General features: G+C 44.2%; 16 protein-coding genes. 13 read left to right on the top strand and 3 right to left on the bottom strand.

The genetic code is table 11. The features are described 5' to 3' along the window. Positions 1-28: 28 nt before the first annotated feature. The 3 genes from A3IE_RS0117175 to A3IE_RS0117165 are packed head-to-tail and all read left to right on the top strand — an operon-like array spanning position 29 to position 3,726. Positions 29-1,888 (top strand): bifunctional sugar phosphate isomerase/epimerase/4-hydroxyphenylpyruvate dioxygenase family protein, encoded by a 1,860-nt coding sequence (locus A3IE_RS0117175; protein WP_020396865.1) that lies wholly within the window; start codon positions 29-31, stop codon positions 1,886-1,888. Next, positions 1,881-2,828: an AEC family transporter gene (locus tag A3IE_RS0117170; protein ID WP_020396864.1), complete on the top strand. Its 948-nt coding sequence runs from the start codon at positions 1,881-1,883 to the stop codon at positions 2,826-2,828. Before A3IE_RS0117175 ends, A3IE_RS0117170 begins: the two co-directional genes overlap by 8 nt. Before the next feature lies 1 nt (position 2,829). Then, positions 2,830-3,726 carry a helix-turn-helix domain-containing protein gene (locus A3IE_RS0117165; protein WP_020396863.1) on the top strand — a complete coding sequence of 299 codons (897 nt, stop codon included), beginning with the start codon at positions 2,830-2,832 and terminating at the stop codon, positions 3,724-3,726. A gap of 31 nt (positions 3,727-3,757) precedes the next feature. Here A3IE_RS0117165 and A3IE_RS0117160 read toward each other — a convergent pair whose 3' ends face one another. Both A3IE_RS0117160 and rlmC read right to left on the bottom strand, forming a co-directional pair. Then, entirely contained in the window at positions 3,758-5,524 is a 1,767-nt protein-coding gene (locus tag A3IE_RS0117160) for an SLC13 family permease (protein WP_020396862.1), read from the bottom strand. A 136-nt stretch (positions 5,525-5,660) separates the two neighbouring features. After that, positions 5,661-6,809 carry a 23S rRNA (uracil(747)-C(5))-methyltransferase RlmC gene (gene rlmC / locus A3IE_RS0117155; RefSeq protein WP_026155007.1) on the bottom strand — a complete coding sequence of 383 codons (1,149 nt, stop codon included), beginning with the start codon at positions 6,807-6,809 and terminating at the stop codon, positions 5,661-5,663. Between the two features lie 283 nt (positions 6,810-7,092). On the opposite strand from rlmC, the gene A3IE_RS0117150 reads away from it, so the two are divergent. The 5 genes from A3IE_RS0117150 (at position 7,093) to sppA (ending at position 15,620) form a co-directional block, all read left to right on the top strand. Further along, positions 7,093-9,876, top strand: coding sequence for a type I restriction endonuclease subunit R (locus tag A3IE_RS0117150; protein WP_020396860.1), 2,784 nt, complete (start codon positions 7,093-7,095; stop codon positions 9,874-9,876). Then, complete coding sequence (locus A3IE_RS21155) at positions 9,876-11,378, top strand: restriction endonuclease subunit S (protein ID WP_020396859.1); 1,503 nt, start codon at positions 9,876-9,878, stop codon at positions 11,376-11,378. The genes A3IE_RS0117150 and A3IE_RS21155 overlap by 1 nt, the downstream gene beginning before the upstream one ends. Before the next feature lie 7 nt (positions 11,379-11,385). Beyond that, on the top strand, positions 11,386-11,943 hold the full coding sequence (locus A3IE_RS21150; RefSeq protein ID WP_020396858.1) for a hypothetical protein: 558 nt from the start codon (positions 11,386-11,388) through the stop codon (positions 11,941-11,943). Between the two features lie 172 nt (positions 11,944-12,115). Then, a complete protein-coding gene (locus A3IE_RS0117135) occupies positions 12,116-13,639 on the top strand; it encodes a class I SAM-dependent DNA methyltransferase (protein WP_020396857.1) in 1,524 nt (507 codons plus the stop codon). 97 nt (positions 13,640-13,736) lie between these two features. Beyond that, entirely contained in the window at positions 13,737-15,620 is a 1,884-nt protein-coding gene (gene sppA, locus A3IE_RS0117130; RefSeq protein ID WP_020396856.1) for a signal peptide peptidase SppA, read from the top strand. Positions 15,621-15,682: 62 nt separating this feature from the next. On the opposite strand, the gene leuA is transcribed toward sppA, so the two are convergent. Next, positions 15,683-17,377, bottom strand: coding sequence for a 2-isopropylmalate synthase (leuA, locus tag A3IE_RS0117125; protein ID WP_020396855.1), 1,695 nt, complete (start codon positions 17,375-17,377; stop codon positions 15,683-15,685). 157 nt (positions 17,378-17,534) lie between these two features. On the opposite strand from leuA, the gene A3IE_RS0117120 reads away from it, so the two are divergent. The 5 genes from A3IE_RS0117120 to hutU all read left to right on the top strand — a co-directional run bounded on the left by A3IE_RS0117120 (position 17,535) and on the right by hutU (position 22,494). Next, positions 17,535-17,999, top strand: a complete 465-nt coding sequence (locus tag A3IE_RS0117120) for an Lrp/AsnC family transcriptional regulator (protein WP_020396854.1) — start codon at positions 17,535-17,537, stop codon at positions 17,997-17,999. A 68-nt stretch (positions 18,000-18,067) separates the two neighbouring features. Next, positions 18,068-18,535, top strand: a complete 468-nt coding sequence (locus tag A3IE_RS0117115) for an OsmC family protein (RefSeq protein ID WP_020396853.1) — start codon at positions 18,068-18,070, stop codon at positions 18,533-18,535. A 108-nt stretch (positions 18,536-18,643) separates the two neighbouring features. Continuing rightward, positions 18,644-19,882: an imidazolonepropionase gene (hutI, locus tag A3IE_RS0117110; protein ID WP_020396852.1), complete on the top strand. Its 1,239-nt coding sequence runs from the start codon at positions 18,644-18,646 to the stop codon at positions 19,880-19,882. Further along, positions 19,875-20,831 carry a formimidoylglutamase gene (hutG, locus tag A3IE_RS0117105; protein ID WP_020396851.1) on the top strand — a complete coding sequence of 319 codons (957 nt, stop codon included), beginning with the start codon at positions 19,875-19,877 and terminating at the stop codon, positions 20,829-20,831. The genes hutI and hutG overlap by 8 nt, the downstream gene beginning before the upstream one ends. After that, the gene (gene hutU, locus A3IE_RS0117100; protein WP_020396850.1) at positions 20,824-22,494 is read left to right on the top strand and encodes a urocanate hydratase; all 1,671 of its coding nucleotides are present in this window, start codon (positions 20,824-20,826) and stop codon (positions 22,492-22,494) included. Before hutG ends, hutU begins: the two co-directional genes overlap by 8 nt.

The raw sequence follows: 22,494 nt of genomic DNA, 5'->3' as shown, positions 1-22,494 counted from the left end.
TGATAGCACTTATTATTAGGTTAACATTATGCGTTATTCCATAGCCACTGTGTGTCTGTCAGGGACATTGCGTCAGAAAATTGAGGCTATTGCCAAAGCAGGGTTTCAGGGTATTGAGATTTTCGAAAATGATTTGATCACCTGTGATGCTTCAATCAACGATATTCGTTTGATGATTCAAGACCATGGCTTGGAAATAGTGACCTATCAACCCTTTCGTGATTTTGAAGGCTTGCCTGAGCCTCATCGTAGCAAGGCGTTTGAGCGAGCTGAGCGCAAGTTCGATTTGATGGAGCAACTCGGCACCGACCTATTAATGGTGTGTAGTAGTGTGCACCCTCACGCTTTGGGGGGAATTCAGCGTGCTGCTGATGATTTTCATGCTTTAGGTGAGCGTGCCAAAGCACATCATATGCGTGTGGCGTTCGAAGCGCTCGCGTGGGGACGTTTTGTCTATGATTACCGCGATTCATGGGAGATTGTGCGTCGCGCTAATCATGAAGCGGTGGGTTTATGCCTTGATACTTTTCACATTTTTTCGCGTGGTGTCGATTTACAAGCGATTTTAAATATTCCGGGTGATAAGATTTTTCTGGTGCAAGTCGCCGATGCGCCGCGTTTGTCGATGGATCATTTATCGTGGAGTCGGCATTACCGCTGCTTTCCGGGGCAAGGTGAATTACCACTGGATCAGTTTATGAATAATCTACACGCAACCGGCTATAACGGGGCATTGTCACTAGAGATTTTTAATGATCAATTCCGTTCCGGTTCACCGGAAAATACCGCGCGTGATGGTTATCGTTCTTTGGTGTATGTGAATCGCGCTTCGGAATCTATTACACAGCAACAAGGTGCATTATTGCCGAGCATTAAACCGCCCACTGAAATCCAATTTATCGAGTTTGCCGTTAATGCAAGCGAAAAACAGGAACTCACGCACTTATTAGCTCAGCTAGGGTTTAGCCATGCTGCTACCCATCGCAAGAAAGCGGTAGAGGTGTGGCGGCAGGGCGCGATTAATATGGTTATGAACCTTGAGCCGGAGAGCTTCGCACAGCGCTATCATGATCGGCATGGGGTATCAGTATGTGCCTTTGGTTTGAGTTGCTCGAATGTGTCTGCCTTAGCGCAACGTGCCAAACAACTCGGGTATAAACTGTCTTATGGCAATCCGCACACGGATACCCATGGTATTCCAGCAGTAGAAGGTTCCATTGGTAGTTATTTATATTTAGTCGATGACAGCATTCAGCCCAATCATTGGGAGCGTGAATTTATTGCACAATACCACGAGCCACACGCCTTTTTACAAGCGATAGATCATGTGGCATTGAGCATGAGTTATGAAGAGATGCTGCACTCCAGCTTATTGTATCGCTCGCTTTTTGGCATGACACCCACACCTAGTGTCAGTGTCTCTGATCCGGGGGGATTGGTAAAAAGCCAAGTCATGCAAACGCCGGATAAAGCGGTGGCTTTCACCTTAAACAGCTCACAAGCGGCTCAAACGGTATCGAATTATATTGCGAGTCGTTATGCGGGCGGGGGCGTAAATCATATTGCACTACGTACCACGGATATTTTTGCAGTTGCGAAACGTTTAGAAAGTCTCCATTGTGCAAGTATGGAGGTAACCGCAAACTATTATGATGATCTCGCTGCACGCTTTCAGTTATCCGAAGCATTACTAGCGCAGTTGCAGCACTTTCACATTTTGTATGATGAGGACGAGCAGGGAGTATTTTTTCAATTGTTTACCAAACTATTTGCAGGGCGTTTCTGTTTTGAAATCGTCCAGCGTAATGGCTACCAAGGTTTTGGTACACCGAATGCGCAAATGCGGGTCACGATGCAAGCCAAAGAATTGGCGAGTTTAAATGCTTAATATCTTACTGACTATTTCGCCGATCTTTATTCTCATAGGACTTGGTTATTTCGCATTTAAGCGCGGATTGATTAAAGCAGAGGCCATGCCAAGCTTAGGGCATATTGTTTTATACTTTGCCATTCCAGCGCTGCTGATCAGTGGATTAAGTAAAATTCATATTAGCGAAATTGTCGAACCGTATTTCTTGCTAGCCTATGGTCTAGGTTCACTATTAAATCTTTTAGTAGCGATTCTGATAAGCTTTAAACTTAAAAGGAATTCGCTCACCCAAAGTGCGATTCAAAGTATGGGGATGTCCATCCCGAATAGTATGTTTGTCGGTTTTCCCGTGCTGTCCTTAAGTTTAGGTCTCCCTGAGGTCGCATCTTTAAGTCTAATGATGGCAGTCTTAGTAGAAAACATTCTAATTTTACCGCTTATATTAATATTGTTGGAGTATAGTGCAGGGTCTAAAGGTGGTTCAGTCAATATTATACGTGCTGTTGCGCTGAGAATTATTAAAAATCCCCTGATTATCTCAATTGCGATTGGAGCAACGATCTCCTTGTTGGGAATAGCGTTACCTAAGCCTATTAATCAAAGCTTAGACTTATTAAGTAAAATTTCGGCAGGTCTAGCTTTATTATTTATTGGCGCCGCGTTAGCTAATATAAAGCCCCAAACGCAAAAGTCTTGGAGTGATATTTCGCTAGTAATAATCGGGAAATTAATGTTACATCCTGCATTAGTAGCGTTATGCGTACTTTTTCTACCAAATTTTAATCCAAACTTCCAACAAGCGGTGATTATTATAGCAGCATCACCGATGATGAGTATTTACCCGATTGTGGGTGAGCGCTATGGGTTTCGAGATTTTTGTGCAAGTACGTTATTTATAACTACACTATTGTCGTTTTTAAGCTTAACGGTGGTACTAAGCTTATTACGAGGATTATAAGATGCACGATGTTCCTCATTATTTTTTATACGGTAAAACGACCCCGGATACAACACCGGATTATCTAGCGCTCACCGTATTACAGGAGTCTTTGCCGAAGCATAATTGGGAAATTCATCCACATCGCCATGATCAATTACATCAATTATTAATCCTCGAAGAAGGCAGTGTATTAACGCAAATTCGTGATCGCCACCACGAGGAGCAGGCGGGGTGTATTTTATCGATTCCTGCACGTGAGGTGCATGGCTTTAACCATCAGCCGTCTGTCAAAGGTTATTTATTTACTATTACAGAAGCTTTTTTGAAAGGTTTATTTGCTGAATCAGAACGGCAAGTATTTCCCTTCTTATTAACAGAGCCACTGATATTAGAACCTACAGACACAAGCGATTATCAAGCCATACGGTATGCCGTTGCACAACTGGTACACGAGTATCAACAACCCCGTATGGGTCAATCGGTTATGATTGGCACGTATTTAAAGCTAATTTTTATTTTGTTAGGGCGTTTAGCGAAGCCCTTGATCGCTCCAGCACTGGCTACTGATAAAAACTACGATAGCAAGGTGACTAGCTATGAACGTTTTTTAGCTTTGTTAGAGCAACATTATATTAAGCATTGGAGTGTGGGCCAATATGCTAGTTTGTTAGGTTTAACGGAAAATCGCTTGAATCGTTTATGCCAGCGCTATACGGGGCAAAATGCCTTGCAGATTGTACATGGACTCTTAATTACGGAGGCCAAGCGTAAATTAATTTACACCGGCCTTTCTATTTCAGAAGTAGCCTATGATTTAGGTTTTAAAGACCCCGCGTATTTTTCAAGGTTCTTCACCAAACAATGTGGCGAAGCCCCTGGAGCCTTTAAGAAACGCTTGAATGTACAAAGTAGTTAGCTCGCGTAATTTTTATAAAAGAATAGTTTTGTTAAAATGACCAAATCAATAAAATAACAGGAATGGTGACACATCCTGCTAAAATATTCATGGGGATGCCGACTTTAAAATAATCGCTTGCACGATAACCACCTGGGCCATAGACCATTAAATTAGTTTGATAACCAATTGGGGTAGCAAAACAAGCCGAGGCTGCAAACATAACGGCTATAGCAAAGGGCATAATACTGACCCCTAATTGCTGCGAAACTGAAAGGGCTATAGGAAAAATTAAGGCGGCAGCGGCATTATTGGTAATTATCTCAGTAAATAAGGCTGTTAAGGCATAGACGACAATTAATGCCATCACGGGTGTCATTTTTCCACCAAACATTAAGGTTTCGGCGATATAATTTGCAGCACCTGTTTTAGTTAAAGCCTCGCCTAAGGCAAATGAAGCACCTATTACAGTTAAGACAGTATAATCGACCGAGCGTCGCGCTAAGCCAGCATTCATACAGCGTGTTAATAACATGAGCGCTGCGGCAAGCCAAGCTGCTTGTAAAATAGGAATAATTTCAAAAGCACTTAAGAGTACCATCGCGCCAAGAATAACTAAGGCTCGACTGCTCTTATTGAAATCGGGTGGACTAGAGTCTTCTAAGGCGGATACTAATAAAAAGTCTTTACGAAAACGGTATTGCTTAACAAATTCCTTACCCGCCTCCATGAGTAAAGTATCGCCTACTTGCAAATGTGCATTTAAACCTTTATCGGGCAAATTCCCACTGCTGCCACGCGATACGGATAAAACTACTGCTTGATAAGTCCCTAAAAAATCACATTCTTGTAGCGTCATCCCTAAAAAAGGAAATTCAGGGCCAATAACCGCTTCTACCACGCGCCGCTGGAAATGCACAATACCTAATTTATGGATATCCTCATTCGCGGGTTTTAAACCTTGAATAGCACGTAATTCTTGAGCACAGCGCGGTGAGCCAATGAAAGCCAGACGATCACCGGTTTGAAGTATAAAATCACCTTTCGGACTTTGAATAATTTCTGAACCACGCTCGACTTCTGCTAAATACCCATACCCTAAATTAGCCAAGCCTGCACTGGCTAGGCTTTGGCCATTCAGTATTCCATTATCCACGAGCATTTCTACATGGTATTCACGGACTTTATCGAGATCTTCTGTGACCCCTTGGCCTGAGGGCAATAAGCGGCTGCCAATTAAAATCAGATAAGCGCCACAAACGCTTAATAATGCAATACCCACTACTGTAATATCAAAGACCCCTAAACCCGAGTGACCTGATTTTTGTAATAAACCATCGACGACTAAATTAGTGCTGGTGCCAATCAGTGTGCAAGTTCCCCCTAAAATTGCGGCATAGCTGAGTAATAATAATAATTTTGAAGGCGATATCTTAAGACGAACGCACCATTCTTGAATGGCAGGCATTAACATGGCAACGACAGTGGTATTATTTAAGAAAGCACTTAAGGCGGCGGCGGGAATAAACATGCGTAATTGTGCGCCGCGCACACTGCTAGGCTGTCCGAGTAATTTACGGGTAATACATTGAATAGCACCCGTCTCGCGTAAACCAGCAGCAACGACATATAAGGCCGCAATTGTCATTAAGCCAGTATTAGCAAAACCCTCAAACGCCTCATTAGGTGTTAAGACACCGCTGACTAATAAAATAATCAAGGCAGACATCAAAATCATATCGGGTGCAAAACTAGAGAGAGCCAACAAAGCCAAAACGCTAATTACTAATATGACTGACAGAATAGCTTCCCAACCCATACGCATTCCTTTGATCCATGAGATCACTGTGCACGAAATTGCTCGCAGTATGATCAAGGCATAGAAAGCACTAAAAATGATATTAAGTGATATCTTTATTCTTTTTCGTGATAATTTCTCTGGGGAAGCACGCTTGCTAGGGAGTTTTGGCGAGTAAGCACAAGGTCTCGAAATGTCCCGTATGTGCAAACATATCAAAGAGTTGCACTCGCTCAAGCCTATAGCCGGTTAGCTGCCGTAAATCCTGCGCTAGCGTCACGGCATTACAACTGGAGTACAGAATGGACTTGGGTTGCAAGGTATTTAAGTAGTGACACAGTTCTTTCCCAATGCCACGCCGTGGAGGATTTACAATCACCACCTCTGGTTTACACGCCGCATCGGGCTGACACTGATTAAAGTCTAAGGTTTGAAAATGAACTTGTTTCAAGCCCATGACTGCCGCTGAATCGCGTGCGCAAGCAATCGCTTCAGGTTCAATTTCAATGCCGATGAGTTGTGTTTCGGTGTTGGCACAATGCAAACCAAACCCGCCTACACCACAAAATAAATCTGCAATGATTTGAGGCTGCAGTGTTTGTATCCACTCACGGGCGGTTTGATAAAGTTGGGCGGCAACATTGGGATTCGTTTGGAAGAAACTTTTAGGGCGAATATATAAAGGCACATGATTAAACTGTTCGGGTAATCGCTTTGCTTCAGTTAAGAATATTTCTTGTTCGCCCTCTAAAATCGCCATGTGTATTGCCTGAATATTGACAGAGATCACTGTAATATTAGGAAAGTCGGTAAGTAATAAAGGTAAATTCGCTTGAATACGTGGAATGGCTTGTTCACTGCGCAAGACAAAACGTAGTAAGTATTGATCATGGGCTAGGCTATGCGTGAGTAATATATATTTTAATTCACCTTTTTGTTTATCAAGGCGATAAGGCGGCAAGCCCGCTTGTTGAATCCAGCGCTCTAAACGCTGTAATAGGGCTTGCATGGCCGGTGGATATAAAGGGCAGTCGTTTAAACTTTGTGGCGTTCCATCAGGACTTAAGATGCCGAGAATGGGTTGATGTGCTGCACCTAATACAACCATTTTAGCTTTATTACGAAAGCTGCGTATGTTGCTGGGGACAGGGTCGTGCCAGTTTTCAATGGTAAAGTCACGTAATAACTCTTTGAGTGTCGCTTGTTTGTCGGCTAGTTGTTGCTCATAGGACTTTGCAATCCAAGTGCAGGACAAACAGCGCTGAGCCTGAAAATGAGGGCAGTTAAGGGTGTGAGGGCTAGGCATGGTTAGGGTTGGGCTTGATAATCTAAGCTGTAAAGCATTGCACAAAACGGGATAGTTTAACCATAGAAACAATAAAAATAAATTAAAACCCATTATTAGCGAAAAATAATTGGCTTGTGCATAATGCAGGCGAGATTTGTTTACTCGATCTGAATAGTTATTATCATGGATTTAATCAAGTGGGATTGATAATGATTTTATAGCGCTCAGGTAAGCATGTCGTAAAATAAAAAACTGTGTCATAGTCTATTGAATTATTCATTAAGCCACTAAGGCGTTGTTTATGTCATCGAATCAAACCCCAGAACAACACGCACGTGATCATATTGATGCCATGCTTATTGCAGCGGGTTGGTTAGTGCAAACCCAAAAGCAGCTTAATTTGCATGCAGGTGTGGGCATTGCCGTGACGGAGGTACAAACTGATGCAGGGATCGCCGATTATGTACTGTTTGTGAAAGGCAAAGCCGTAGGGATTATTGAGGCGAAGCGTGAGGAAGAAGGGCAACGTTTAACCCAAGTCGAAGAGCAAAGTGCTAGTTATGCGGTGAGTCGCATTAAGCATTTAAAACATCGGCCTTTGCCGTTTGTGTATGAAAGCACGGGGATTTTAACTCGTTTTACTGATTACCGTGACCCTAAGCCGCGCTCCCGCCCTGTATTTCATTTTCATCGCCCTGAAACCTTAGCCGAATGGTTGGGGCAAGCCAGTACCTTACGCAGACGTTTACAGCAGATACCTGCTTTAAGTCCTGAAGCGTTACGTCCCGCGCAGATTCGTGCGATTGAAAACTTAGAACAATCGTTTAAGGACAATCGTCCGCGTGCCTTGATTCAGATGGCAACGGGGGCGGGTAAGACCTTTACGGCTTGCACCTTTGTGTATCGCTTATTGCGTTATGCCGATGCCAAACGTATTTTATTTTTAGTGGATACCAAAAACTTAGGCGAACAGGCAGAACAAGAGTTTTTGAAGTTTCAACCTAATGATGACAATCGCAAATTTACCGAGCTTTATAATGTGCAACGTTTGCGCTCTAGTTATATTGCCTCCGATAGTCAGGTGTGTATTTCCACCATTCAACGTCTCTACTCCATTCTCAAGGGTGAGGACTTAGACGAAGCCTTAGAACAAGATAATCCCAATGAAACCTCTAGTTCATGGCAAAAACAAGCGCCTTTGCCATTGGAGTACACCCCGAAAAATCCGATTGAACAGTTTGATTTCATTATTATTGATGAGTGTCATCGTTCGATTTATAACCTGTGGCGGCAGGTGCTGGAATACTACGATGCGTTTTTAATTGGTTTAACCGCCACCCCTGACCAACGCACCTTTGGCTTTTTTAATCAGAATGTGGTGAGTGAATACACCTTTGAAGAGTCGGTGGCGGATGGAGTGAATGTACCTTATGACGTGTTTTTGATTGAAACCGACATTACCCAACAAGGCGCACAACTCAAAGCCAATCAATTGATTGAAAAGCGTGAAAAATTATCGCGTAAAAAACGTTGGGAACATCTGGACGATGAGTTGAATTACAAGCCCTCGGCTTTGGATAAAGAGGTGGTCAATCCCAGTACCATTCGTGCCATTGTGCAAACGGTGAAACGTAGCTTACCGCAGATTTTCCCTGATCGCTTTAATGACAAGGGTGAGTTTGAAGTGCCGAAAACGCTGATCTTTGCCAAAACTGATAGTCATGCCAATGACATTATTGAAATGGTGCGCGAGGAGTTTGCTGAGGGGAATGATTTTTGTAAAAAGATCACTTATCAGGCGGAGGAAGACCCAAAATCTGTCTTGAATCGCTTTCGTAATTCGTGGAATCCGCGTATTGCGGTGACGGTGGATATGATTGCCACGGGGACGGATGTAAAGCCTTTGGAAGTGTTGCTATTTATGCGCGATGTGAAAAGTAGTAACTACTTTGAGCAAATGAAGGGGCGCGGTACACGTTCGATTAGCTTTGATGATTTACAAAAGGTCAGCCAAACTGCCAAACATACTAAAACTCATTTTGTGATTATGGATGCGGTGGGGGCGACCAAATCACGCAAAACCGATTCGCGCCCCTTAGAACGCAAACCCACTACGCCCTTAAAAGACTTATTAAGCGCCGTGGCGTTTGGCAATGCCGAGGAAGATTTATTAACCACTTTAGCCAATCGTTTGATTCGTTTAAATCGGCAATTGCAAGCGGAGGAGCAGGCGCAGGTAGTGGCATTGAGTCAGGGGCAAAGCTTGACGCAAATGATTAAGCAGCTCTTGAATGCCTATGACCCTGATGCGCAGGAGGCACGTACACACGCATTATTAGCGCAAGACTCGACCTTGAGCCAGTTACAAGCCGAAGTACTGGCGCAAGAGGCATTGGCTCAAGAGGCGGTGCAAGCGTTTAATGCGGCATTGAATGGCTTTTTGGTGCGAGTGCAACAGGTTCACGAACAGGTGATGGATACGGTGAATCAGGACAAGGTGATTTTTTCGGATTGGGATAAGACCAAGACGGATAATGCGCAACAAGTGGTACAGTCGTTTGCGGCGTTTTTGTTGGCACATTGCGATGAAATTACCGCCTTGCAGATTTTTTATAATCAACCGTATCGGCGGCGTGAAGTGACCTTTGCCATGGTGAAGGAGTTGTTGGCGCTGTTGAAGCGCGATAAGCCTTTGTTGTCGCCGCATTATGTGTGGGAGGCGTATGCGCAATTGGATGCGGTGCAGGTGGCAAAGCCTGAGCAGGAGTTGGTGGCTTTGGTGTCGTTGTTGCGACGCGTGACGGGTTTGGATGCGGTGTTGACGCCGTTTGCCGAGCAGGTGAATCGGAATTTCCAACGTTGGATTTTGCAGCAGAATGCGGGGCGGCATAATAAGTTTAGTGTGGAGCAGGTGGAGTGGTTGCGTATGTTGCGGGATCATGTGGCAAGTAGTTTTCATGTGGAGGTGGGTGACCTAGACTACACGCCCTTTGATGGTTTGGGGGGACGCGGCAAGATGTGGCAGTTGTTTGGTGAGGAGATGGTGGCGGTGTTGGATGAATTAAATGAGGTATTGGTGGCTTGATGCTTTCTATTAAAATTGGCGAATTTGCAGAAGTAAAGGGTGGGAAACGCTTACCTAAATCTCATAACTACTCAGAATTGAAGACCCAGTATCCTTATTTGCGTGTTACTGATTTTTTTAACTACTCTATTAATCAGGATGATTTACGTTATTTAAATCCAGAAACTCAAAAGGTTATTAAAAATTATACGATTTCTAAAGGTGATGTCTATATTTCTATTGCTGGAACTATTGGTCGAGTTGGATGGATTCCTGATATTTTAGATGGTGCAAATTTAACTGAAAATGCTGCTAAAATTACTAAAATAAGGGGTTTTGATAAAAAATATTTAGCCTACTATTTATCATGTGCTAAAGCTCAAAAAGAGATTTCATCTAATACAAAGGCGACATCCCAACCAAAACTTGCTTTGTATAGAATAGAAGATTTATCTATTCCTCTGACTTCACTTCCCGAACAACGCGCCATTGTTGCCAAAATCGAGCAATTATTTAGTGATTTAGATAATGGCATTGCTAATTTAAAAGCTGCGCAAGCTAAATTGGATATTTATCGTCAAGCAGTGTTGAAGCAGGCGTTTGAAGGGGAGTTGACGCGGGAGTGGCGGGAGAAGCAGACGGATTTGCCGAGTGGTGAGAATACTATTCAATTAGCATTAGAAGAACGTAATAAATATTATGAAAGAATGCTTTCTTTCTGGAAGAGTGCAAAAGATAGTAGTAGTCCAGTCAAAAAACCATCTAAGCCAAAATATTATGAGGCTATTTCAAGTCTTGAAAAAGAATTGTACTCTAGTTTGTTGCCAGATAGTTGGAGTTGGACGCGCTGGGGAAATATCACTTATAAAATAGGTGATATAGATCATAAAATGCCAAAAGATGCGGAGGTTGGATATCCTTATTTATCTACTGGTAATCTAAAAAAAGATGGGACTATTGATTTTGATAATGCAAAGATAATATCAAGAGAGGATTTTAAAGTACTATCCGCTAAAATAAAGCCTGAGAAAAATGATATTATATTTCCGCGTTATGGCACAATAGGAAGAAACTTTCTAATTGATTTTGATAGAGAGTTTTTGGTTTCCTATGCGTGTGCAATAATTAAAAATATTCCTAGTGTTATAGTACCAAAGTATATTTATTACTACTCGCTTTCCCCTTTTACTAAAAAGGAAATTGAGCGTTATGTGGTAGAAACAACTCAAGCCAATATTGGAATAGCATCCATCGAAAACTTTCTAATTCCAATCTGTTCCCTTGCAGAACAAACCCAAATCGTGCAAGAAATCGAAGCGCGTTTATCCGTTTGCGACAAACTCGCCGACACCATCCAAACCAGCCTCCAACAAGCCGAAGCCCTACGTCAAAGCATCCTCAAAAAAGCCTTTGAAGGACGCCTACTCAGCGAAACCGAACTCCAAGCCTGCAAAGCCGAGGCTGATTGGATGCCAGCGGAACAACTACTAGCCCAAATCAAAAGTACTATGGCTAAAGGATAGAATCATTATGGAAAGTAGTACTAACTTAGAATCAGCTAGAGCACAGAAAAAAACTACTTTATTTATCTCTGGCTCAAGACATATTCGCGCTCTCAATAGCGAGATCAAGTCACGTCTGCAAAATATTATAAATAAACAATTTGAAATTATAGTAGGCGACGCTTTTGGTGTAGATAAAGCCGTACAACAGTATTTAGCCGATATGAATTATCCAGCAGTAAGAATATTTTGTTCGGGTTCGGTCTGTCGTAATAATCTTGGTAATTGGACAATAGAATGGATTACCGTTGACCCTAGTTTAAAAGGTCGCGCTTTTTATACCGAAAAAGATAAAGCAATGGCAGCCCAAGCCGATTATGGTTTTGTCCTATGGGACGGCAAAAGTCAAGGCTCGCTCAATAATATTCATGAGTTAATTCGCCATAAGCGTAAAACGCTATTATGGTATGCCCCTGAGAAAAGATTTCTTACCATCACTGATTTAGACGATTTACAAATAGTCTTACCACAACCAGTGGCAGAAAATAACGATATGCTTTCAATCCAATCAGTACTAGCACTTTAAACTTAAGTAATGGAAATGATCAAAGCAAACCCCTCCTAACCTCCCCTTATCAAGGGAGGAATAAAGAAATTATACCTCGATAGCAAAACACCATGACCTGTCTTCACTCCCTCCCTTGATAAGGGGAGGGTTGGGGAGGGGTTTAACACCTGAATAACATGCGGATTGACCTATGAGTACCGACTCTAATCTTATTTCCAAAGTTTGGAACTTTGCCCATGTACTGCGCGATGATGGCGTAGGCTATGGCGACTACTTAGAACAAATCACCTATCTGCTATTTTTAAAAATGGCAGACGAAATGACCAAGCCACCTTATTTTAAAAAATTCACTCTACCCAGCATTAAACTCAAAGAGCATGAACCTGCTGAGCTGTGTAATTGGGAAAATCTCAGTAAAAAACGCGGTGCGGAATTAGAAGCCTTTTATACCCAATTACTGCGTGCCTTAGGCGCTGAAAAAGGCATACTCGGACAAATATTCACAAAATCGCAAAACAAAGTCCAAGATCCTGCCAAATTATTAAAAATCATCGATATGATTGGGCAAACCCAATGGATGATGGTGGCTGCTGATACTAAAGGCGATATTTATGAAGGTTTATTAGAGCGCAATGCCCAAGATACCAAAAGTGGTGCAGGGCAATATTTCACACCCCGCGCCTTAATCAAAGCGATGGTTGAATGTATTGATCCTAAACCTAATAAAACCATTCACGACCCCGCTTGTGGTACGGGTGGATTTTTCTTGGGGGCTTATGATTACATTACCGAAAACTATACCCTCGATAAGGAACAAAAGACCTTTCTTAAGAATAAAACCTTTTCAGGAAATGAAATTGTCGCCAGTACCCGCCGTTTATGCTTAATGAATATGTTTTTGCATAATATTGGCGAAATCGACGGAGATAGTTTTATTTCGCCCAATGATGCACTGATTGCCGATGAAGGGACGCGGGTGGATTATGTGCTCGCTAATCCACCCTTTGGTAAAAAAAGCAGTATGACTATTACCAATGAGGAAGGCGAACAGGAAAAACAGGATTTAAGTTATAACCGCCAAGACTTTTGGGCGACCACTTCGAATAAACAGCTTAACTTTTTGCAACACATTCGCACCCTATTAAAAGTGAATGGGCAAGCCGCCGTCGTACTACCTGATAATGTGTTATTTGAAGGCGGTGCGGGTGAAACGGTACGTAAAGAATTACTCAAAACCACTGATTTACATACTATTTTACGCTTGCCCACAGGCATTTTCTACGCACACGGCGTGAAAGCTAATGTGTTGTTTTTTGAAAATAAACCTGCGGCTCGTGAAGCATGGACGAAGGAAGTGTGGGTGTATGATTATCGGACTAATATCCATCATACTCTGAAGAAGAATCCCTTACGCTACGAAGACTTACAGCACTTTGTTGATTGCTATCACCCAGAGAACCGCCATGATCGGGTAGAAACATGGTCAGAAACAACGACCGATATGAGCAATCCCGAAGGGCGTTGGCGTAAGTTTACTTATGCAGATATTATCGCCCGCGACAAAACCAATTTAGACATTACATGGCTTAAAGATAAGAGCCTAGCCGACTTGGATAATCTGCCCGAACCTGATGAATTGGCGCAGGAGATTATTGAGAATATTGAGGCGGGATTAGAGAGTTTTAAAACGATTTTGAGTGTAGTAGCAGACTAGGCAGGCGTGTCATGCCTGCAATTGCTAGGCGTATTCGGCAGTGCAGCTTAGTCTAAGCTAGAATCTAAGCTTCTTTTACGATAAGGAACTTCTTTATATGCAAGTTCAGGCAGAGCAAGGTTCTGGGTGGATCAGTCGGTTTTTGGGTGGCTTAGGGCGTTGGTTAACGGCGATTCGGCGTTGGGCATTGAATCTGATTACCCTAGCCATTTTGATAGGCGTAGTACTGGCGTTGGTCAAGCTTTTTTCTGGCAGTGAAACCCAGACTCTCCAAGAGAAAACCGCATTAGTATTAAATCTACAAGGGCGTTTAGTGGAGGAAAAGAGCACCCCAGATTCCTCCTTATTATCGCTAGCCAGTGAAAGTGAATTAAGTTCAGAAATTCAACTGCGTGATTTATTGGCGGTTTTGCAAGCGGCTGAAAAGGATTCGAACATCACCCGTATTTTGCTGAAGCTAGATAGTTTTGAAGGAGGCGGGATTGCATCTTTGCGTGAAGCACGGGCCGCCTTAAAGCGCTTTCAAGCCTCCGGTAAGCCGGTCATTGCGTGGTCAAGCAATTATTCTCAAGCGCAATACTTCTTAGCATCACAAGCGGATGAGGTGTTATTAGACCCAGCAGGCGGCTTAATGTTAGATGGTTTAGGGGGCGATAATAGTTATTTTGCTGAAGCGCTCGACAAGTTAGGCATTAAAGTGCATGTGGTACGCACGGGGCCTTATAAAAATATGGCGGAGCAGTTCACCGATAAAGCGCCCTCTAGTGCAACGCTGGAAGCTTCTGCTTATTTACTAGACGATTTATGGGGGTTAATGACCCAAGAGATTGAGGAAGCACGTCATTTACCCAAGGGTAAGATCATGCAGCTCATTAATGCTTTGCCAGCACCTTTGGAGGCGGCAGGCGGTGATTTAGCGAAAATGGCCTTGGATCAGGGTTTAGTCACTGGTTTGAAGGAGATTCAGCAGCTTCGAAATGAGTTTATTGCGGCGGGTGCTGAGGATAAGGAAAACCACACGTTTCGCCAAATTGGTTTTGAGTCTTATCTGGCGAGTTTGGGCGCGGTGGATAGCTCAGGTGACGCAGTGGGCATTATTGTGGCAGAAGGCGAAATTATTGATGGTAAAGCACCCAGGCAAACTATTGGTGGTGAATCGACGGCTGCTTTAGTCCGCAAAGCACGTTTAGACAGCACCGTAAAAGCGATTGTTTTGCGCGTGAATTCGCCAGGCGGGGCGGTGTTCGGCTCGGAATTAATTCGTCGTGAATTAGCTGCTGCCCGTGAAGTCGGTAAGCCTGTCGTCGTGTCTATGGGCGACGTAGCGGCTTCAGGTGGCTATTGGATTTCGACCGCTTCCGATAAAATTTATGCGGATGCTGCGACTATTACTGGCTCGATTGGCGTGATTACTTTGTTTCCTTCCTTTGAAGGGTTAATGGAAAAACTGGGCGTTAATCAAGGCGGCTATGCAACGACATGGTTAAAGAAAGCGGGTGATCCCTTGCAAGCGCTGGATGCTCGATTTGAAAAATTGTTGGATACCAATATTCAATATACCTACCAGAATTTTCTTAGTCATGTCAGTAAAGCACGCAATATGCCCGTAGAAAAGGTGAATGAAGTAGCACAAGGTCGGGTGTGGACGGGGCAACAAGCCTTAGATCGCGGCTTAGTGGATAGTTTAGGTAATTTGCAAATGGCGGTCGCTGAGGCAAGGCAATTGGCTAAATTAGCGGAAACTACGCCCGTTCGTTATATAGAGTCGGAAGAGTCCCAATATAATTGGCTGCTGGAAAAGCTAATGGGGGCGCAGCTTAAATCAATCCTAGGGGCTTATGCACCCGAATGGTTAAAGCTCTCAGCCTTAGCGCCTGATGTAAAAGCGCTGGAGAAAGACGCGAGCCAGCTCCAAAGATTATTGAGCAAAGACAAACCTTTTAGCACCGTAGTGCATTGCTTCTGTAAGGAAATACCTTAGCTAGCAGCCCTAAGGGATGCTTAGCTAACTAAGCATCCTTTCGAGCCAGCATGATCCAATCTTTAAGCAGCCTGCCGGTAGTGGCTGACGACAGCATCCCCTAAGCGATTCAAACTGCTGATAATCGCTTTCAACGAGGCAGTAATAATATTCTCATCAATGCCCACGCCATAAGTGGTGGTGCTTTGTCCAGCATGGGCTAGCTCAACAAAGGCACAGGCTTTAGCATTGCCCGCGCTAGCGCTTGAACTCATCGAGCGCTCTTCATAGCTGTGTACTGTTACCTCAATGCCAATCTGCGCCAAAGCCTGTATGAACGCATCAATTGGGCCATTACCTTCACCCCTAAGCCACTGCGGCTGATCATGGATATTCACTAATACCCGAATGCCTTGCGCATTGCCATGTTCAAATAAATGGTGCTCTTGATAAGTAAACAGCGTTTGGCGGGCTAAGTAGTGTTGATTGAAGATATGCCATAAATCATCTGAACTCAGTTCTAGCCCAGACGCATCCATCTGCTGTTGAACCACGGCGGCAAATTCAATTTGTAAGCGGCGCGGCATGACGATGCCATGCGCATTTTCCATTAAATAGGCAATACCACCCTTACCCGATTGGCTATTGACCCGAATCACTGAATCATAGCTGCGTCCCACATCGGCAGGATCAAGCGGCAAATAAGGCACATTCCATAGCGCATCAGGTTTTTGGGCGGCAAAGCCTTTTTTAATCGCGTCTTGATGCGAGCCAGAGAAGGCCGTAAAGACCAAATCGCCCACATAAGGATGGCGCGGATGAATCGGCAATTGCGTGCATTCTTCCACCAAACGTGCCACCCGATTGATATTGGAAAAATCCAATTGCGGATCAATACCTTGGGTATAAAGATTCAAAGCCAAGGTAACTAAATCGACATTGCCAGTGCGTTCGCCATGTCCAAATAAACAACCTTCCACTCGATCAGCACCCGCCATTAAGGCTAATTCGGTGGCCGCAACCGCCGTGCCACGGTCATTATGGGGATGCACACTTAAGATAATACTGTCGCGCTTGGCTAAATGGCGATGCGTCCATTCAATTTGATCGGCATAAATATTCGCTGTGGCAGCCTCGACTGTGGCAGGCAAATTCAAAATAATTTTATGGTCTGGTGTGGCTTCCCACGCATCCGTCACTGCATTGCAAATTTCCAAAGCAAAATCTAATTCGGTCATGCTGAACGTTTCAGGACTATATTGCAACGTCCATTCTGTTTCAGGCTGTTGCGCGGTCAATGCCTTCACCAAACGCACGGCACTCACCGCCATCGCCAGCACTTCCGCTTTACTCATGTCAAACACAAGATTGCGGAATTGCGGACTAGTCGCGTTATAAACGTGCACAATCGCACGGCGTGCACCATGTAATGATTCAATCGTTTGGCGAATCAAATGCTCACGTGCTTGGGTTAATACTTCGATGCTGACATCGCTAGGAATATGGCCTTCGGTGATGAGTTGGCGCACAAAATTAAAATCAGTTTGGGAGGCCGAAGGAAAGCCGACTTCAATTTCCTTAAAGCCAATGCCGCACAACTCCTTGAACAATTTCAATTTCTGTACGCTATTCATCGGCTCAAACAAGGACTGATTGCCATCACGCAAATCAGTGCTCATCCAAAGGGGTGCTTGCGTGATGCTACGGCTTGGCCATTGACGATCTGGTAAATTCACCGGCTTAAAAGCTCGGTATTTGGTAGAGGGCTGCTTTAACACGATCGAATCCTAAATTTGCTATAAATGAATGTGAGCTAGTGTAAGCAAATGGGTCTAGCAGAGGATTGCGTTCTAAACTGTTAAATATTCATTTTTTGGCATAAAATAGCGTATAAAAAACAAAAATTAGCATTATCTTTTTATAAAGTGGTTATATATGGAATTAGATCGCTACGATTATCAGATTTTGAAATGCTTGCAGCAAGACGGACGCTTAAGTAATCAAGACTTGGCGGATCGGATTGGTTTATCACCTTCCCCTTGTTTAAGACGGGTACGTGCTTTAGAAGAGGCGGGGGTGATTACGGCTTATCATGCTTTGGTGGATGCAAAAAAGCTTGGTTATACGCTGATGGCTTTGGTACATATTGCGATGGATAAACACACCGATGAACGTTTCAAAACCTTTGAAGCTCAGATTCGGGAATTGCCAGAAGTGATTGAGTGTTTATTAATTACAGGCCAGAGTGCGGATTACCAACTCAAAGTGATCGTAAAAGATCTCGACGCCTATCAAGAGCTATTGCTCAAGCGTATCAATCATATTAGTGGTGTCACCAGCGTGCATACCAGTTTTGTGTTGCGGCGGGTGGTGGATAGTCGAGCCGTGCCGATTACTTGAAGCATCGTTGTCAATGTTGGCAGTGGAAAAGCCTCTATTGCTTTGCATTACCCAAAAAGGAGTTAGAAATGGCGATTTATACGGCTGAGGTGTTGTGGCAGCGTAATGAACAGAAATTTCTAGATAATCGTTATAGTAGGCGGCATGTCTTACGATTTGATGGTGGACTTGAACTAAGCGCCTCGTCCTCGCCGCATGTTGTGCCACTACCGTATTCGGATGCTCATGCAGTCGATCCTGAAGAGCTATTTGTTGCGGCTTTAGCCAATTGCCATATGCTGTGGTTTCTTTCTATCGCGTCTCAGCATAAGTTTGTCGTGGACACTTATCATGATCAAGCCGAAGGCGTGATGGCAAAAAATGAGCAGGGTCGCTTAGCCATGACCTTAGTCACCTTAAAGCCCAAGGTCGTTTTTTCAGGCGAGCACTTGCCCTCGCCTGAACAATTACTCCAACTGCACCATGAGGCTCATGAAGAATGTTTTATTGCCAATTCAGTCAAGACAGAACTGCGCTGTGAGCCTGTCGTAAATTAGGTTTAGCTAAAGATACATGGAAGCAATTTTGCATTGCTTTACTTGCGTTTTCTTTTATCATATTGTATATACATATCTATACAAAAGATGCGAGAGAGAGGAGGAGTGATGCTTAAAGACTGCGATGCACTGTGGATCAATGCCAACTTAGCGACTTGTGACCTAAATCACACTCAAGCTTATGGTTTATTACCTCATCAAGTACTCGGTGTGAAGCAAGATAAGATTGCCTGCATTGCCCCTATGCCAGTGTTTGAACAACAGCACTCTGAACTAACAAATCTACCAATCCACGACGCACAAAATGCACTCATTACCCCCAGTTTCATCGATAGTCATACTCACCTAATCCATGCAGGTAACCGCGCCCAAGAATTCGAGCAACGTTTACTAGGCGCAAGTTATGAACAAATTGCACAACAAGGAGGCGGCATTCTCTCCACTGTTTACGCCACACGCCAAGCCAGTGTTGAGCAATTAGTTGAACTAGCGATTCCGCGTTTAAAAGCCTTAATGGCAGAAGGTGTCACCACTATCGAAATCAAATCAGGTTACGGTTTAGATTTACACAGTGAACTGAATATGCTGCGTGCTGCACGCGAGTTAACCAAGCGTTTTCCCGTGCGCGTATCGACTACTCTACTGGGCGCACATGCTTTACCACCAGAATATAAAAACCGTGCGGATGCCTATATTGATTGGGTGTGCCAAGAGCTGATTCCTGCGGCGGTGGCAGAAAATCTGGCGGATGCGGTCGATGTGTTTTGTGAACACATAGCCTTTAACCCTGCACAAACCGAAAAAGTATTACAAACCGCACAAACACATGGTTTAGGGATTCATATCCATGCAGAACAGCTTAGTAATCAACATGCTAGCGCCTTAGCCGCCCGTTATCAGGCATGGTCAGCCGATCATTTAGAGTGGCTTGATGAGGAAGGTGTGCAAGCAATGGCTGAGTCAGGTACGGTTGCAACTCTACTACCTGCTGCATTCTATTTCCTACGCGAAACTCAAGTACCTCCGATTGAATTATTGCGTCGTTATCACGTACCAATGGCAGTGGCTACTGATTTTAATCCAGGTACTGCACCCCTTGCCTCGTTGCGTTTGGCGATGAATATGGCGTGTACTTTATTCCGTTTAACACCTGAAGAAGCATTGCTGGGTGTTACACGTCATGCAGCGAAAGCATTAGGTTTGCAAGATCAGATTGGACAATTACGGGAAGGTTTTGCGGCGGATTTTATCGTTTGGAACATTCAACATCCTGCCGAACTTGCGTATCAAGTTGGTATTAATCCGATTAAACAGCGCGTGTTTGCAGGAAAGCTTAGCCATGTCTGAGTTTGATTTTAAGAGCCTTTGGACAGGGCGCGTTGATCAAGGCGAAATCCCTGAATTATCAAAGCGTTTGCATCAAGTAATTAAGCCTTTTTCTGAAAATCTACCCACAGGTTTAGCGCTTGTAGGCTTTTGTTCTGATGAAGGCGTACGCCGCAATCAAGGGCGTGTGGGTGCAGCACAAGCACCGAATCAGATTCGTAAAATACTCGCCAGCGTTCCGTGGAATCCACAAAAAGTGGTTTATGACGCGGGTAATGTCCATTGCATCGAGGGCGATTTAGAAAGCGCACACACCTATTTAGCTAAGCAAATCAACCAATTACTCGACCAAAACCACTTCCCTATCATACTAGGGGGCGGACATGAAGTGGCTTATGGCTCTTGGTTGGGTTTAGCCAATCATTTAGCTAGTACTACTACTAACCCCAAAATTGGCATTATTAATTTTGATGCGCATTTTGATCTTCGCACTGATGTGAATGGTTGCAATTCGGGCACGCCGTTTTATCAAATCGCGCAAAGTTGCAAAGAGCGTAGTTGGTCATTTCAGTACTGCTGTTTAGGCGCGAGTGAAATGGCAAATACGCAAGCTCTATTTCAACGTGCTAAGGAGTGGCAAGTGTCTTATCGCTTAGATAAGCACATGACTTTACTTGATTTAGCCGACACCTTAGCGCAAGTCAAAACCTTTATTGAAAGTTGCGAACACCTCTATCTAACCATTGATTTGGATGTACTACCCGCCAGCGTTGCCTCCGGTGTCAGTGCGCCCGCACCGCGTGGGGTACATTTAGAAGTACTCGAACCCATTATTGATTTAATTCGCGCAAGCCAGAAATTGCGCCTTGCCGATATTGCCGAATATAACCCTAACTACGATCAAGATTTGCAAACAGCACGTGTGGCTGCACGCTTGTTTTATAGCATCACAGGAGCACAGTATGAATAATCGTCATGACGCGAGCCGTCGCATTATTGCCCCAACAGGTACTGAGTTAAGCTGCAAATCGTGGCTCACCGAAGCACCGATGCGCATGTTAATGAATAACTTACATCCTGATGTAGCCGAGCGCCCTGAAGACTTAGTGGTGTATGGTGGCATTGGACGCGCCGCACGTGATTGGGCTTGTTACGACAAGATTATTGAAGTACTCAAACGCTTGGAAGCTGATCAAACCTTATTGATTCAATCCGGCAAGCCTGTCGGCGTGTTCCAAACTCATGCAGATGCGCCACGCGTATTAATTGCTAATTCCAATCTAGTTCCGCATTGGGCGAATTGGGAGCACTTTAATCAGTTAGATCAACAAGGGCTGATGATGTATGGGCAAATGACCGCAGGCTCATGGATTTATATTGGCTCACAAGGCATTGTGCAGGGTACTTATGAAACCTTTGTGGCAATGGCAAAGCAACACTATAACGGTAATGCTAAAGGACGTTGGATTCTGACAGGTGGTTTAGGTGGCATGGGTGGTGCACAACCACTAGCGGCAACGATGGCAGGTTTTTCTTGTATTGCGGTGGAATGTGATGAAACCCGCATTGATTTCCGTTTACGCACTCGCTACGTGGATAAGAAGGCGTATAACCTTGATCAAGCGCTCGATATGATTGCCAGCGCAAAAGCCGAAGGCAAAGCAATTTCAGTAGGTCTATTAGGCAATTGCGCCGACATTTATCCTGAAATTGTTGCACGTAATATTTTGCCCGATGTAGTCACTGATCAAACCAGTGCGCATGACCCTTTGAATGGTTATTTACCTAAAGGTTGGACGTTAGAACAAGCCAAGCAAATGCGTGAAACTGACCCGAAAGCAGTAGTCGATGCGGCGAAAGAATCCATGGCCATTCAAGTGCGTGCCATGCTGACTCTACAAGAACGGGGCGCTCCGACTACTGATTACGGCAATAATATTCGCCAAATGGCGTTGGAAAAAGGTGTAGAAAACGCCTTTAACTTCCCCGGCTTTGTACCTGCTTATATTCGACCGCTGTTCTGTCAAGGGATTGGTCCATTCCGTTGGGCTGCGTTGTCGGGCGACCCTGAGGACATTTATAAAACCGATCAGAAAGTAAAAGAGCTACTGCCAGATGATGCGCATTTGCATAATTGGTTAGATATGGCACGTGAGCGGATTGCATTTCAGGGCTTACCTGCACGGATTTGCTGGGTGGGTCTAAAAGATCGCGCACGCTTGGGGTTAGCCTTCAATGAAATGGTCAAATCAGGTGAATTAAAAGCGCCAATTGTGATTGGGCGTGATCATTTGGATTCAGGCTCAGTAGCCAGTCCAAACCGTGAAACCGAAAGTATGTTGGATGGCTCAGATGCCGTATCCGATTGGCCCCTATTGAATGCACTACTCAATACCGCAGGCGGAGCAACATGGGTTTCGATTCATCACGGCGGGGGTGTGGGAATGGGCTTTAGTCAACACGCGGGTGTGGTGATTGTTGCCGATGGTACGGATGCAGCGGCTAAACGTTTAGCGCGAGTATTACGCAATGACCCCGCTACAGGGGTAATGCGTCATGCTGATGCAGGTTATGAGATTGCGCAAACCTGTGCGCATGAGAATGGCTTAGATTTACCAATGCTGGGGGCGTGA

The organism is Thiolinea disciformis DSM 14473 (assembly GCF_000371925.1).
GTDB lineage: Bacteria > Pseudomonadota > Gammaproteobacteria > Thiotrichales > Thiotrichaceae > Thiolinea > Thiolinea disciformis.
This window is presented reverse-complemented; position numbering and strand designations above follow the sequence as displayed.